At 66.6% G+C, this 15,281-nt stretch carries 10 protein-coding genes, 1 pseudogene and 1 riboswitch; of the genes and pseudogenes, 8 read left to right on the top strand and 3 right to left on the bottom strand.

Going from position 1 to position 15,281, the window contains the following annotated elements; all coding sequences use genetic code 11:
• The first annotated feature begins 82 nt into the window (after positions 1 to 82).
• Positions 83 to 1,672, top strand: a complete 1,590-nt coding sequence (locus tag G372_RS0107990; RefSeq protein ID WP_019623550.1) for an endonuclease MutS2 — start codon at positions 83 to 85, stop codon at positions 1,670 to 1,672.
• Between the two features lie 15 nt (positions 1,673 to 1,687).
• On the opposite strand, the gene G372_RS0107995 is transcribed toward G372_RS0107990, so the two are convergent.
• The 3 genes from G372_RS0107995 to fnr are packed head-to-tail and all read right to left on the bottom strand — an operon-like array spanning position 1,688 to position 3,509.
• Positions 1,688 to 2,257 (bottom strand): DUF2058 domain-containing protein, encoded by a 570-nt coding sequence (locus G372_RS0107995; protein ID WP_018865040.1) that lies wholly within the window; start codon positions 2,255 to 2,257, stop codon positions 1,688 to 1,690.
• 36 nt (positions 2,258 to 2,293) lie between these two features.
• Positions 2,294 to 2,785, bottom strand: coding sequence for a TIGR02444 family protein (locus tag G372_RS0108000; RefSeq protein ID WP_026279079.1), 492 nt, complete (start codon positions 2,783 to 2,785; stop codon positions 2,294 to 2,296).
• Positions 2,778 to 3,509, bottom strand: coding sequence for a fumarate/nitrate reduction transcriptional regulator Fnr (gene fnr, locus G372_RS0108005; RefSeq protein ID WP_026340315.1), 732 nt, complete (start codon positions 3,507 to 3,509; stop codon positions 2,778 to 2,780). The genes G372_RS0108000 and fnr overlap by 8 nt, the downstream gene beginning before the upstream one ends.
• 205 nt (positions 3,510 to 3,714) lie before the next feature.
• Between fnr and G372_RS0108010 the strand changes: the two genes are divergently transcribed.
• From G372_RS0108010 to G372_RS0108040, 7 genes and pseudogenes are all read left to right on the top strand, one after another.
• The gene (locus tag G372_RS0108010; RefSeq protein ID WP_018865043.1) at positions 3,715 to 4,953 is read left to right on the top strand and encodes an SAM-dependent methyltransferase; all 1,239 of its coding nucleotides are present in this window, start codon (positions 3,715 to 3,717) and stop codon (positions 4,951 to 4,953) included.
• Positions 4,954 to 5,064: 111 nt separating this feature from the next.
• Entirely contained in the window at positions 5,065 to 6,963 is a 1,899-nt protein-coding gene (locus G372_RS0108015) for a hypothetical protein (RefSeq protein ID WP_019623548.1), read from the top strand.
• A gap of 49 nt (positions 6,964 to 7,012) precedes the next feature.
• Positions 7,013 to 7,259: riboswitch (cobalamin riboswitch) on the top strand.
• 141 nt (positions 7,260 to 7,400) lie between these two features.
• Positions 7,401 to 9,260 (top strand): TonB-dependent receptor domain-containing protein, encoded by a 1,860-nt coding sequence (locus G372_RS0108020; RefSeq protein ID WP_019623547.1) that lies wholly within the window; start codon positions 7,401 to 7,403, stop codon positions 9,258 to 9,260.
• A gap of 3 nt (positions 9,261 to 9,263) precedes the next feature.
• Positions 9,264 to 9,820: pseudogene (locus G372_RS13555) on the top strand (cob(I)yrinic acid a,c-diamide adenosyltransferase).
• A 124-nt stretch (positions 9,821 to 9,944) separates the two neighbouring features.
• The gene (locus tag G372_RS0108030; protein WP_019623546.1) at positions 9,945 to 14,414 is read left to right on the top strand and encodes a cobaltochelatase subunit CobN; all 4,470 of its coding nucleotides are present in this window, start codon (positions 9,945 to 9,947) and stop codon (positions 14,412 to 14,414) included.
• Between the two features lie 136 nt (positions 14,415 to 14,550).
• Entirely contained in the window at positions 14,551 to 14,994 is a 444-nt protein-coding gene (locus G372_RS0108035; RefSeq protein ID WP_018174775.1) for a MotA/TolQ/ExbB proton channel family protein, read from the top strand.
• Entirely contained in the window at positions 14,991 to 15,281 is a 291-nt protein-coding gene (locus G372_RS0108040; protein ID WP_018138715.1) for a DUF2149 domain-containing protein, read from the top strand. The genes G372_RS0108035 and G372_RS0108040 overlap by 4 nt, the downstream gene beginning before the upstream one ends.

Raw genomic sequence — 15,281 nt, forward strand, 5'->3', positions numbered from 1 at the left:
GCATCCGGCCTTGGCAGGGGCTTCGCGTGCAAGCACGCTCCCACAGGGTCTGCGATAGAGAATTCATGCACAAGGGTATGTCATGCAGGTTGATCTGAAGGCCCTCGAATTCCCCGCGATCCAGCGTCTGCTGGAGCGCCTGACCGCGACGCCATACGGCGCGGATGCCGCACGCGGGCTGGAGCCGGCACCGAATCTGGATGCGGCGCGCGCACTGCAGACTGCGGTGACCGTCGCGCGCCAGCGTTTGGATGCGGGCACCCTGCCGCGTCTGGGGCAGCTGCCGGACGTGCGCGCGGCGCTGCGCCAGGCATCCAACCCCGGGGCCGCGCTGCCGGTGCAGGCCCTGCACAACCTCCAGACGATCATGCGGCATGCGCGCGAGCTGGCGGATCAACTGGCGGACACCCCCGAGATCTATCCGGCAGACCTGAACAAGCTGTATCCGCCCGAGGGGCTGGAAGAGCGCCTGTCGGCGTGCCTGAACCCCGGCGGGTCGCTGCGCGAAGACGCGAGCCCCTCGCTGGTCGAGGCCTTCGAACAGCGCGGACGCCTGCGCGACGAGGTCGAGGCGGTGGTGAAAAAGCGCCTGGCGGCCTCCGATGTCGTGCACAAGGGCGAGGACGCACTGAAGGTCCAGTGGCACCAGGAGCGCGCGGTGATGGTGCTGCGCGGCGAGGCGGCCAACGCGGTCAAGGGCGTGCGTCGTGGCACCGCGATGGGTGGGCGCGACCAGATTGTCGAGCCGATCGAGGCGGTGCCGCTGAACAACCAGCTGGATACAGTCAACGGCCAGATCAATACCGAGCAGCAGCGCCTGCTGCGCGAGCTGACCGACGTGGTGCGCCAGTACGGCGAGCCGCTGGAGCTGATGCTGACGGCCCTGACCTGGATCGATCTGGCATCCGCCGCCGCGCAGCTATCCGCACAGATGAATGCCCATGCCCCGCGGCTGGAGGCGGAGGCCGGGGTGGAGCTGATCGAGGCCTACCACCCGCTGCTGCTGTTGCAGTTCGCCGAGGGCAACGGGCCGCAGCCGGTGCCGCTGTCGATCCGACTGGATGGCGAGCAGCCCCTGTTGCTGATCACCGGGCCGAATACCGGCGGCAAGACCGTCGCGCTGAAGACGCTCGGGCTGCTGGTCACCATGGCCTGGTGCGGGCTGCATATCCCGGCCGAGCAGGACTGCCGCATCGGGCGCTTCGACCAGGTGATGGTCGATGTCGGCGACAACCAGAGCCTGTTCCACCACCTGTCGACGTTTGCCGGGCATGTGGAGGTCCTGAAGCGCATTTTGGACCACGCCGGCCCCGAGAGCCTGATCCTGCTGGACGAGCTGGGCACGGGCACCGACCCGGACGAGGGCGCGGCACTGGCGATGGCGATGCTGGACGAGCTGCGTGCGCGTGGCACGCGCGGGATCGTGAATACCCACCTGGCGCCCCTGAAGGACTACGCCGCCCAGCATGCGGGCATCGTGAACGCCTCGATGCAGTTCGATGCCGAGACGCTGTCCCCGACCTACCGGCTGCTGATCGGCGAGCCGGGTGTGTCGTTCGGCCTTACGATTGCCGAGAAGAACGGGCTGCCGGCCCAACTGGTCGCCCGCGCCCGCGAGCATTTCGCCGAACTCGCCACCGCCCAGGCCGGGGGCGATCCCGGCAGGGGCTGAGCCCCGAACGAGGCGCTACCACATGAGGTCGTCGGGGACGACGTAGTCCTTGTACGGGTCGTCGGGATCGGGCTCGGAATCGCCGCTTTCTTCGGCCGGGATGACCAGCGGCCACTCGGCATCCCGCTCGCGGATCTTGTCCGCGATCTCGCGCGGGATTACGCGGAAACCCTTGCTCGGGTGCAGCTCCAGGCCTGCCAAGGCCGCGCGCCCGTCGACCAGGCGCTTGCGGGTGTCCTCGGTTACCGGCAGGTGGCGGATCTGCCCGTCGAACTGGAAGTGGTAGTCGATCGCGGCGTCGCCGGTGGGGATCGGGGCCAGGTGCTGGTTGACCAGTTCGCGAATCTGGGCCCGGCGCGCACGGCGTTCGGCCTTTTCCTGTCGTTCCTGGTTCTTCTCGCGCGAGCGCTGGGCCTGCTCGGCCTGGCGGGCCGCCGCGGCGCTGGCCTCGGCGTCGGCGGGCTTGCCCTTTTTCTTTTTTGGTTGTGTCTTCTGGGCCTTGTGCTTCTGGCTCTTGGCCTTGCGCACCTGTTTTTCATCCACCAGCCCGGTCTTCAGGAGCTGGTTGCGCAGATCGTCCGACATGCCGCTTGCCTGTAGAAAATGTGCCGGGAGGATAGCCTATGTGCAGCCGGCCTGTGTGAGTTCGGGTATTCCGTCCCGGATCTCGGTCACGGGCAGGGCCGGGAACAGAAGCTGCAGACGCCGTGTGAGGTCGGGGGTCGCGGCGGGATCACCGAGATCCAGGGCGGACTTAAACAGGCGCATCGCAGCCGTTCGTTCGCATGTGACCTCCAGCGCCTTCGTGGCGGTGTACAGCGCCGCCCGGTTCGGCTGGTGGGGGCCTTCGGGTTTGAGGCGGCGGCGCAGGGCGCGCACGCGGGCGGTGGTTCGATCGCGCCAACTCGCGGCGGCCTGCATCAGCGCCTCCCAGTTGTGCTTGCGTATGCCCCCCGGGTACCACAGGGCGAACAGGGCGAGGATGACATCGACGTCATGGTTCTCCTGCCAGTGCAGCAGGCGTTCCCGGGCTGGTGCGGAGGCCCAGATTCGCAGCGCGAAATCCCAGAAGCTGTCGAAGCCCAAGCCGTGCGGCCTGGCAGCCTCAGGCACCGCTGGCGGCGGACGTGAGGGTTACGCCGGCGGCATTGTGCAGGCTCTTCGGCTCGAGGATTTCGAGATCCCGGGTGTGGAGGCTGATCACCCCCTGTTTGCGCAGCTGCGTGAACAGGCGGCTGATGGTCTCCTGGGTCAGGCCCAGATGGTTGGCGATGTCGGCGCGCGACATCGGCAGATAGAAGCGTTCGGGGGACAGGCCGCGCGCACGGTGCCGTTCGGACAGGGTCACCAGGAACGTGGCCAGGCGCTGCTCCGCCGTGCGCTGCCCGAGCAGGGCATGCACGCTCTCGTCCTGGGCCAGCCCCTTGCTCATCACATTCATCATGTGCTGGCGGAAGGTGGGCAGCTTGTCGGCAAGGTCGTCCACATGGGTGAACGGGACTGCGCAGACACTGGTGGATTCCAGCGCCACGGCACTGACCGGATGTTTCCCGGAATGGATCGCGTCGAGCCCGAGCAGGTCGCCGGCGAGGGCGAACCCGGTGATCTGTTCGGTGCCGTCGTCGCTGATCAGGACCGCTTTCAGTGCGCCCGTTCGCACGGCGAACAGGGTGTCGAAGCGCTCGCCCATATTGAACAGCGAAGTCCCCTTCTCGATCGGGCGGCGCTGCTGAACGATCTCGTCGAGTTGCCAGAGTTCGTTCTGCGGCAGCCCCATCGGCAGGCAGAGCTGACGCAGGGAGCAGTGCTCGCAGGCTTGGGTTGGGCGCAATGTCATGTGCGCAGGTTAGCGGTTTTGACCGCGGCTAGGGAAGCGCCTGTGGCTCACGGGAAGAGGCTTGCTCGCATGAGGAATTCCGTTATTGTGAGTGTGGAACCTTTTGAGGTGGCGACGATCCGCTATTTCAGATGCTTGTGTCGCGGCCAGCGCGATATACAGGCTCTGTTCCATGTGGCAGACGATTCGCAGGGGAAGGGATGCAATGATCGAACGGATGCTGAACGAATACATGCGCCACGGCACGCTGATCCTGCGCGAGCCTGACGGGAGCGAGCGCCGATTCGGGCAGGGGGCGCCCGAGATTACGATGCAGATCCACGATGCGGCGGCTCTCAAGCGTATTGCGCGCGATCCCGGATTCCAGCTGGGCGAGACCTATATGGACGGGCTCTGGTCGCCGGGGCCCGAGGGTATCCGGGTGTTTCTGGATGTGGCCATGCGCAACTTTGCACCCATGTTCCAGCGTCGCGTCCACCCGCTGGTGTGCATGTTCCGCGGGATCCTGGAGCAGGGGAACCGCATCGCGCGCAGCTACCAGAACATCTCGCACCATTACGACGTGGACGAGTGGCTGTTCCGCCGTTTTCTCGACGACGGGATGTTCTACAGCTGTGCCTATTTCGAGCGCCCGGACATGACCCTGGAAGAGGCCCAGCAGGCGAAGTGCGCGATGCTGCGCAAGAAGCTGGTGCTGGAGCCCGGTCAGCGGGTACTGGATATCGGCTGTGGTTGGGGTGGGCTGGCCTTCCACCTGGCCGAGAATGCCGATGTCCAGGTGGATGGCATTACCCTGTCCAGGGAGCAGCTGCGCGTGGCCCAGGCGGAGGCGAAGCGCCGGGGGCTGGACGATCGCGTGCGTTTTTTCTATCAGGACTATCGCGAACACGACGACCAGTACGACCGGATCGTTAGCGTCGGTATGTTCGAGCATGTCGGCGTGCCCAACTACGGCACGTTCTTCCAGCGGGTGAACGACCTGCTCAAGGACGACGGCGTGGCCGTCCTGCACACGATTGGCCGACAGGGACCGCCAGGGACAACCAACCCCTGGCTAGGCAAGTACATCTTCCCTGGTGGTTACACCCCGGCCCTGTCCGAGGTGATGGAGGCGCTGGAACCGACCCCGCTGCATACCACCGATATCGAGTTCTGGCGGCTGCACTATGCCGAGACTCTCGCGGAGTGGTATCGGCGTTTCCAGAACATCCGCGCCGAGGCGGTGGAGCACTTCGACGAACGCTTCTGTCGCATGTGGGAGTTCTATCTGGCCAGTTGCGAAGGGACGTTTCGCTGGTGGCGCCAGGTGGTGTTCCACATCCAGATGGCCAAGCAGCAGGATGCCGTGCCGCTGACCCGTGACTACCTGTATGGCGACGAGGCACCCGAGGTGGTCTCCATCCCGCCCGGCGAGGCGGCCGCCCAGGCTCGCAGTGCCGCGTAGGGAAACGCCGATCAATTTTCTGTTTTTCGGAACGTTTTCCCCTCGTCGGGCACCCGCAACCCCGCTTTTTCCCTACACTTCACCGAAACGCTGAAGGGGCAGGGACGACGGGTGTTCGGCAGGTTTCGCAAGCGGCAACAGCGCCAGGAGGCTCCGGAGGCGGCCAGCCCGAGTCAGGACCATGTGCTGATCGAGGCGGCCGGACGCAGCCGGATCACCGAGGTCGCGGCCAGTGCGCGCAAAGTGCCCTGGTCGCTGAACATGCTGCAGCTGTTGTGGGCCGCCGGTCCGGTGACCTTCCTTGCAATGCAGGGGGGCTACTTCCTCGGCTTCGGCCACGCGGCCCCGGCCCAGAACTTCATCTTCTTTGCCGTCTACACGCTGCTGTTCGGGGTGATCGGTCTGCTGGCGCGTTTTATTGCCGACGCCACCCGGGGCAGACGGCAGGAGCGCTCGCGCGATCAGCTGCGCAATACCATCGACCTGTTGCCCGATCTGCTCTTTGTGACGCGCGATCTGGCGATGGCCGAGATGGCGCCGGACATGCGGCGGCGCAAGGCCGCCGAGGTCCTGCTGCACGAGGTGGACATCTCGCCGGAAGGAGTCGCGGTCGCGGTGCGCGAGATGACCGGCGATACCAGCCTTGCGTCGGCCGCGGAGCAGATCGAGATCTATCGTCGGCTGGGGCTTCGTTCGCGCGTCGCGGATTTGGTGGACGTGACCGCCGATGCACGGATGGCGGCGCTGGAAAAGCTGCACCACGATGCCCCCGAGCTGGCAGACTCGTTGCGCGACCGTCTGCAGGGCGTCGCACCAACCCGCGAGGACGGTGTGCGGCGGATCGATCAGTTCCTGGATCGCCTGTTCTCGGCGGCGGACTCGGACGACCTGACCCGCTGTACCCTGGATGATGCCCAGGCGATGTTCGTGCTGGCCTTCGAGCTGGTCAACGGGCGCCAGATCCGGCGGCTGAGTTTCGAGTGGTCGGGCGGCTGGCGGCTGGGGCATGCGCTCGACCGGCTCGAGTACCAGGGCAACCGGTTCCGTGTCGCGCAGGCGGGGGTGGTCAGCCGCCTGCGCTCCCTGGCGATGCTGCTGGCACAAAGCCCGGCCAGTGGGCTGGATCCGCAGGTCCTGCGCGCGTCGACCCTGGGCATCGGGCGGGAGGTGCTGGATGCCCTCTGGCAGCTGGAGCAGGCCCGTCCGCTCGTGCACTCGCCGGAAGGCCGCCTGCTGGGGCGGGCACTGCGTCAGGTCGAGGATCTACGTGCGGCGCGTGACCAGCTCATGCAGGCCCAGAGCCGCTATGCCGCGGCGGTCGAGCGCTGGGAAGCGCTGCGACGCAGGGAGGTCGAGAAAAAGGGCCAGCAAAAGTGGTTCAAGCGCAGTACCCGCGGCATTCGGGTGGGCGAGGAGGTGATCGAACTGACGGACGACCAGAAGCTGCGCCTGGCCGACCAGTTCTGCGAATACCTGTCCGAGCTCGGCATACGGCGCGAGGGTGATCTGTTCTACCTTGGAGGGCAGGTGCTGGATGCGGATACGGCCAAGCGCATCGGCATCCAGCTCGCATTGATCCTCGAGCCTCTGGCCGACCTGACCAACCCGAGCATTCAGCGAGCGATCTATGCGAACCCGGCCGCCTATCTGGGGGGGCTTTACGTCGGCATGAGTGCGGATGCAAAGGCCGGTCTGGGCTCGGCCATGGTGCGCCTCGTGCGCCAGGATCTCGGCCGCATGGCGGAGTGGCTGGCCCTGCGTCTGACGCGCATCTACTACCTGCCCCTGTCCGACTCCATGCGTGATTTCCTGGAGCAGCAGTACGGTGCTAGCCGGGAACGACTCGAGATGCTCGCTGCGCACCCGGTAGAGGAGGGTGCGCAGACCCCGCCAGTAGCCTTGCGTGCCGAACGTTCGCCGGAATTCGACGCCATGCTGCAGGACAAGGCCTGGGGTCGTTTGCTCAAGCGTGGTGCCCGTTACCTGCAGGCCGAGTCGCAACGCTCCTGACGCCGCCGTGCCGCCGGGCGGGGCTGGCAATTTCTTGACCAATTGTATAGGCTTTACCGCGTTTTCTGGTGCCCGCCGGCGACTTGCGCCGCGGGTTAAACGGGAAGATCGGTGAGTCCGTCCACGGCTGTGGGCAGACCTGGACGAATCCGACGCTGCCCCCGCAACGGTGATCGAGCGAGAGGCCCTGATGGCCTCTGATGGTCGCGGCACACGCCACTGAACGAGGTCGTTCGGGAAGGCGCTGCACCGGAACGCTCGTCAGCCCGGAGACCGGCCAGGGAATGATCGCGCGGCATGCGGCGGGCATGCGAGGCGGATGATCAGCCCGGCCGCTAGCCGGTTGTGGCCGGTCCCCCTCGTGTCTGTATCCCCCTGTCCGCTCGGTCCCGACGAATCAACGGCGTGCGGGCGACTCGCCGGGAGACACGAACGACATGAAGCGCACAGCACTTTCCACGGCCATCCTGCTGGCCACCACCCCGGTTCTGGCCGAGACGCCGAACGCCGATTCCGAAGCGCACACCCTGGAGACCGTCCAAGTCACCGCCGCGCGCATCGCACAGACCGTTGATGAGACCCTTTCCTCTGTCACCGTCATCGAACGCGAGGAGATCGAGCGTCTGCAGCCCCAGCAGTTCACCGATTTGCTGGAGGGTCGAGCCGGGATCGAAACCTCCCAGAACAGCGCCTTCGGCAAGTCCACTTCCGTTTATGCGCGTGGCACGAGTTCCGACCATACCTTGCTGTTGATAGACGGCGTGCGCATGGGTTCTGCGACGTCGGGTGGTGCAAGCTGGCAGTTCCTGCCTCCGGAAGAGATCGAGCGCGTCGAGATCGTACGCGGCCCACGCACCAGCATCTATGGCTCCGACGCAATCGGCGGCGTAGTGCAGACTTTCACCCGTGAGGGCCGCAAGGGCCCTCCGAAAGTCAACGCGTTTGTCGGCGGCGGCAGTTTCAACACTTGGGAGGCCGGCGTTGGTGTTGCCGGTGGCACCGATAACACAACCTACAGTCTCTCGGTCAGTCACTTCGGTACTGACGGCATCAATGTGCAGGATGACGTCGGCGATGACGACCGCGACGGCTACGACAACACCTCGCTGGCCAGCAAAGTGGCTCACCGCTTGGACAACGGGATCGAGGTCTTCGGCAACGTGCTGTATTCGGAGGGACGTTCTGAATACGATGCGGATGAGTCCGACCCCGTCACTTTTGCAAACCTGGGTCCGTATGATCGGGCGTACACGGATTTCGTTCATGCCGCGTTACGAGCCGGTGTCCGCATCCCGGTAAGCAATCACTGGGACACGGAAATCACGATGGGGCAGTCACGGGATGAGAGTGACGAAATCACCGAAGGTGGCGTTCTGGGGGGAAGTGCCGACCGCTTCGATACGAGGCGGGATCAATTGGCTTGGCGCAATGATATCCGCCTGGGTGAGCGCACCGACCTGATCGCCGGGGTGGATTCCTACGAAGACCAGGTCGACGGCTCTGCGGATTACGATGAAGACTCGCGCTACAACGTCGGCGTGTATTCGGTCGTGCGCACTGAGCTCGGCAACCACGACCTGGAAGGATCACTCCGATACGACGATAACGAGCAGTTCGGCGACAAGACCACCGGGCAGGTCGCCTGGGGCATGCAGGCCAACAACGCCCTGCGGCTGCGGGCCAGCTATGGGACCGCCTTCAAGGCTCCGACATTCAACGATCTCTATTTCCCGGGGTTCGGGAATCCCGATCTTGAACCAGAGACGTCGCGCACTTTCGAACTCGGTGCCCGTTACAGCAGTGGCCCGTATTATGCGGATGCGGCGGTGTTTCGCACCGAGCTGGATCAGATGATCAGCTATGATCCGATTGCCTTCCAGGCTGAGAATATCGACGAGGCGCGGATCCATGGGGTTGAGCTTGAAGGAGGCTATGCAACCGCCCGGTGGGTTACCCGTGCCTCGTTGACGATGCTGGATGCTGAGGATCGCGAAACAGGCAACGAGCTCCAGCGGCGTTCACCCGTGACGGCCCGTGTGGATCTCGATCGGCAGTTCCAGCATCTCTCGCTGGGAGGTTCGGTGATTGCGAAGAGCCGCTCGTATAACGACGCCAATAATGACGAACGCCTTTCCGGGTACGGGCTGCTGAACCTGCGAGCGAGCTATCAGATTGCGCCGGAATGGCAGATTCAGGCGACGGTCAATAACGTGTTCGACAAGGACTACGAGACCGCCGGAGGGTACAACCAGCCGGGTCGGGCCGCTTTCGTCAAGCTGCGCTACCAGCAGAGGTGATCCATGGGTAATCGACTGTCGAAGATTGCGACCCGCACGGGTGACGAAGGCCGGACCGGCCTGGGCGATGGCTCGCGGGTGGACAAGGACAGCCACCGCGTCGAGGCGTTTGGCGACGTGGACGAGCTCAACAGTGTCGTGGGCCGGGTCCTGGTCCACGATCTGCCGGAAGAGGTTCGGCGCGTGCTGGCCCTGGTTCAGCACGAGCTGTTCGACCTGGGGGCGGAGCTGGCGGTGCCGGGGCATCAGGCACTGCCGGATGCCTCTGTGGAGCGGCTCGATGTGGAGCTGGAAAGCTTCAACGCCGATCTGCCGCCGCTCGAAGAGTTCATCCTGCCGGGCGGTGGCCCGGCCACGGCCGACTGCCACATCGCCCGTACGGTCTGCCGGCGCGCGGAACGCCGGCTGGTGGCGGTGAATCACCACGAGGCGTTGCGGCCAAGTTCGCTGGCCTACGTCAACCGCCTGTCGGATCTTCTGTTCGTGCTCTGTCGTGTGTGCTTGCACGTCACGAGAACGGCGCGGAAATCCTCTGGCAGCCGGCCAACAAGCGCGGCTGAGACCGCCTGCGTTTGCCGGTTTTCGGGTGCCGTTTCCACGGCACCTTCCTGCGCATAACTGCCTGGCGACGCCACCACGGTATCGGTGGCGTTGCCCCATCGGATTTTCTTCGGGGTTGATCGCATGTCCTTCTGGAAACGCAGCGTGGTTTTGCTGATGGTTGTGCTGTGGAGCGCGCCCGCCTGGGCGGATCCCAGGATTGTCGGCATCGTCTCCGAGCGCTCGGCCCCAGAGGTGGCCGCCGGTGCGCATCGATTCCTGGAGGCCGTGCCGGATGCCGAGGTGGTGCTGCGCACGCCTGAGCAGCTGGCGGACAAGTCGGACTCGTCAGTCCAGGCGCTGTGGCGCGATGCCGACGCGGTGCTCGTGGCCGCGGTGTTCGGGGACCAGGCCGGTCGTCTCGAACGTCTGCTGCGCGAAGAGCCACCGGCCGAGTCAGCGCCGATCCTTGCAATCAACAGCGAACGGCGCCTGACCGCGCTGTCCCGCATCGATGGCCAGGCGGTGCTGGAGGAGCTGGACGAGGAGGCCCGGACCGAACTGACCGAGAACCCTGAAGCGGGCGAGGATCCGCGCGAGCACCTGGCCCGGCAGCAGGAGCGCTTCTCAAACCAGGCCGACTGGCTGATCGGACGTGCGTTCTATCAGGGCCGCACACCGGAGAACATGGAGGGCCTCATGCGCTGGCTGGTCGCTCGGGGCGGGCACTCGATCGAGGTGCCGGAACCGGATCCGCGCGAGACCATCCGCTATTACCGGGATGGCCAGTCGGTGGCCGACCCGGGGGATCTTGGCCTGGATGCCAGGCCGGCCGTGGCTGTGCTGGACCTGGATACCGGTGACCGTCCCGGTGACCGCGAGCTTCTGGATGCGACCTGCGAGGCGCTGGCGGCCCGGGATATCCAGTGCTTCGCGGTACTCGCGCGCTGGGGTGGGGCCAGCCGCGAGGCGGTCGAGAACCTCGCTGCATCGGCGGCACCCGCCGAGCTGCGCGGGATCGTCAGCCTGCAGGACTTCGTGGTGGGCGGAGGTGGCAACCGCGAGGCGGTGGCCGAGGCCTTTGGCGAGCTGGATGTCCCGGTGGTCAAGGGGATTCGCCTGGCGGACGTGAGCGAGACCGAGTGGCGGCTCTCGCACGAGGGCATCCCCTGGGACAAGGTCCACTATCACGTGGCCATGCCGGAATTGCAGGGCGCCAGCCAGCCGATGGTGCTGGCGACCGCGGGCGAGCCCACGCAGGACGAACGCACTGGCGTGCAACTGGCGCTGCCCGAACCGGTGGGCGAGCGGGTGGAGGCCCTGGCCGACCGGATGCAGCGCTGGAACCGGCTGCGCCAGCTGGACAACGCAGACAAGCGGGTCGCGGTCGTGTACTACAACCATCCGCCCGGTCGCCAGAACATTGGCGCCGACAAGCTGGATGTCCCGGAATCACTGCTGGAGATCCTGCAACGGCTGGACGCCGCCGGCTACGACCTCGGGGACGAGGTGCCGGAGGATGCCGAGGCCCTGCTGGACATGATCCAGGACCGGGCGGTGAATCTGCCGGAACAGGCGGACGCGCTGGACGCGATTGCCGGCCGGGTCGCCTCGCTGGATCGAGATCAGTACCAGGCGTATTTCGACGGCTTGCCTGCCGCGGTGCAGGCGGAGCTGGTCGACGGACCGATCGGCTACCTGCAGGCGCGCCTGGAGGCGGCCAGGGACGCGGACAAGCACGAACTGGCGGAGGCCGCGCTGGAAAGCGGTGTTGGCGATCTGCGGCATATGCTCGAGAGCTACCCGCACGACGCCCAGGAACGGGCGCTGGATCTGCTCGCCCAGTACGAGGCTGCCTGGGAGGCCACGCTGGCCGGTGAAGATGAACACGAAACCACCGAACAGCTGCGCAAGGCCCTGGTGCGTACAGGCATCCCGGGTCTGACCGGATGGGGCGAGCCACCGGGCGAGGCCATGACGCGCGACGGCGAGATGCTCTTCCCGGGTATCGAGTTCGGCAACGTGTTCATCGGTCCGCAGCCGCCGCGCGGGTGGGAGGTCAGCGAGCGCTTGCTGCATGCGAATACGACCTTCCCGCCGACGCACCAGTACGCCGGTTTCTATCACTGGATTCGCGAGCACTTCGAGGCGGATGCGCTGGTCTACGTCGGGCGTCATTCCACCCGCGAGTTCCTGCCGCGCCGCCGTGCGGGGCTGGCCCCGGACGACTACCCCGAGATCCTCGGCGGCGACCTGCCGATCATCTATCCCTACATCGTCGATGGCGTCGGCGAGGGCATCCAGGCCAAGCGCCGCTCGATGGGCGTGATGATCAGCCACCTGACCCCGCCGCTGGCGGCCACCGAGCTCTACGACAGCCTGCTGGAACTGCGCCAGCTGGTGGAGACCTACGAGGCCGCGGCCCAGCCAGATGCGGCCACCCGTTCGCGCGCCGCCCAGACCCTGCGCGAGCGTATCGACGAGCTGGGCCTGACCGAGACCATCGAACGCGAACTGGCGCGCGGCCATCACCATCACGGCCACGACGACGGAGATGGGCACCACGATGACCACTCCGACGGGCATGAGCAGGACGGTGGCCATGGACATGACGACCATGGCAGGGACGATGATCATGGCGATGACCACGGTCACGCCCATGATCACGGTGACACGCCCCTGGCGGAGATGGACGAAGAGCTGCTCGTGCACGAGATCGGCCACTACCTGACCGACATGCAGGAGGACCAGATGCCGCTGGGTCTGCATGTGTTCGGTCGCGACTGGTCGGACGAAGCCGTGGACACGATGCTCGAGTCGATGGCCGGGGATGGTGAGGCCGGTGACGACTGGGACGCCAGGCTGCGGGGTTCGCCCGCCAGTGAACGCGCCCATCTGCTGGCCGCCCTGGAGGGTCGGTTCGTGCCACCGGGTCAGGGCAACGATCCGATCCGCACGCCGGATGTACTGCCCACCGGGACAAACTTCCATGCCCTGTCGGCGGACCTGGTGCCAACCCGTATCGCCTGGGGGATCGGTCAGGAACTCGCCGCGGATGCCCGCGAGCACGGTGATCCGGAAGCGGATGGCAGCGAGGCCATCATCCTCTGGGCCTCCGACACCGTGCGTGACGAGGGGGTGATGATCGCCTTCGGCATGGACATGCTTGGAATCCGGCCCGCCTGGAACAGTCGCGGGATCGTCGAGGGCCTGGAGCGCATGGATCTCGACGAGGCCGGGCGCGACCGTCGCCGGGATGCCCTGTTTACCACCTCCGGGCTGTTCCGCGATCTCTACGAGGACCAGCTCGTGTGGCTGGACCGGGCCGCACGGCTGGCGCTGGATGGCGCCTCGGAGACGATCCTCGAGGAGCACCCGGAACTGGAAGAGGCACTGGAAGCAGCCCTGGCTCCGCTGGCGGAGGATCTGCGTGACCCTGGCGACGAGTCGCTGGCGCGTAACGATGTCGCCGCGCAGTGGGTGGAGGACACCGAGGCCCTGCGCGCGGCGGGGCTGGACGGTGCTTCCGCCGGGGAGCAGGCCGCGTTGCGCGTGTTCGGCACCGCACCGGGGGCGTACGGCGCCGGGGTGAACCGCCTGGCGGACCGCTCCGGCGCCTGGGAGGATCGCGCCGAACTGGGGGCGGCCTACCTGCGCCGCATGGGGCATGCCTATGGCACCACGGCATCCGGAGATGCGGCGCACGAGGCGTTCGAGTCGCGCGTGGCGGGGGTGGGGCACACCTATCTGGGTCGCGCCTCGCACCTGTACGGGCTGCTGGACAACGACGACGGCTTCGATTTCCAGGGTGGGCTGTCCACTGCCGTGGAAAGCCTGCGTGGCGAGGTGCCGGACAACCGAGTGCTACAGCATGCCGACCCGGACAATCCGCAGGTGGAGACACTGGGGCGCGCGCTGATGCGCGAGCTGCAGGGGCAGAACCTGAACCCGCAGTGGATCGAGCCGCTGATGGATCACGGCTATGCCGGGGCCCGCACCATGGCCCGCGACTTCGTCGACAACCTGTGGGGCTGGCAGGCCACCAACCCCGAGATCGTGCGCTCCTGGGTCTGGGACGAGGTGCACGACATCTATCTACAGGACCGGCACGGACTGGGCGTGGACGAATTTCTCGCCGACGGCCACAACGTGCATTTGAAGACCCACCTGCAGGCCGTGCATCTGGTGGCTGCCAGTCGCGGGTTCTGGGAGGCCGAACCGGAGGTACTGGAGGCCCTGTCCGAACGCTTTGCCGAACTGGTTGCGGAACACGGCCTGCCGGGCAGCGGGCACACGCGCCCCGACCACCCGATGCTGGACGAGGTGGCCGAGCGCCTGGAGGACCCCGAGCTGCGCGAGGCCTTCGAGGCCGTGCGCGCGTCCGCGCAGATCGATCGCGCACAGGCGGAGGCCGATCCCAGCCGTGTCACGGAGATCCAGCCGCTGGAGGACCCGGACGCCCGGGAGATGCAGGAGCTGCCGGAAGCGGCCGAGGCCGAGAGTGGCCAGGAGACCGGCGACGAGGCGGTCGGCATGCCCTGGATTCCCTGGATGGTCGCCGCCGCGCTGTTTCTGCTGCTGATCGGCGGTATCGCCGCAGGCCGCCGCCGATAACCGCCGCTTGGGTATCTCCTGTAGGAGGCGAGCCCCCTGGCCGATGCGCCGCCGGATAGACCCCATCGGCCAGGGGGCTGGCCTCCTACGCACGAACGTGGGAAGCGCCGAACAAAGGTTAGTGAGGTAAACACGAATGCCGTTCTCGATCACGATGGAACTGATGGATACCGTAGTGCGCTGGCTGCTGGAGCCGGTGATTGTCGGCCTGCTGGTGCTGGTGGCGGTCGCCGTCTGGGAGCTTGGGCTCGCACTGGGCGAGCGCTCCGGCGGGGTGCGCCGGCTGGAGGCCACCGGCGATGCCGAGCGCCTGGCCTACCGCGCACGACGCCGCATCGACCGTGCGGATCTGCTGGCACGCATCGGCCCGATGCTCGGGCTGATGGGCACGCTGATCCCGCTGGGGCCGGGGCTGGCGGCGATGGGACGCGGGGAACTGGAAATCCTCGCCCAGGCCGTTACGGTGGCGTTCAACACCACGGTACTGGGGCTGCTGGTCGGCATCCTCGGCTTTCTGCTCGGACGCCTCCGGCGGCGCTGGTATGACGCCGCGATGGAGCGCCTGGAGGCGGCGGCATGAGGGTCCCGCACTACCGCGCCAGCCGCTTCGATGCCCCTGACGAAGAGCCGATGGGGCCATTGGCCAACCTGGCCGACATCATGCTGGTGTTCGCCGTCGGCCTGATGGTGGTGATGGCCGCCTCGGGGAGTGGCCTTGAACCGGCCAGTGGCGGCGCCGAGATCGAGCCCGGACGCGAGATCCCGGACCCGCCCGAGGGTGCCGGGGAGGCCGGCTCCGGCTTCGAGTCGATGGGCCAGGTCTACCGTGACCCGGAAACCGGACGCATGATCCTGATCGGCGAATAG

This window comes from Thioalkalivibrio thiocyanoxidans ARh2, from assembly GCF_000385215.1.
Taxonomy (GTDB): domain Bacteria; phylum Pseudomonadota; class Gammaproteobacteria; order Ectothiorhodospirales; family Ectothiorhodospiraceae; genus Thioalkalivibrio; species Thioalkalivibrio thiocyanoxidans.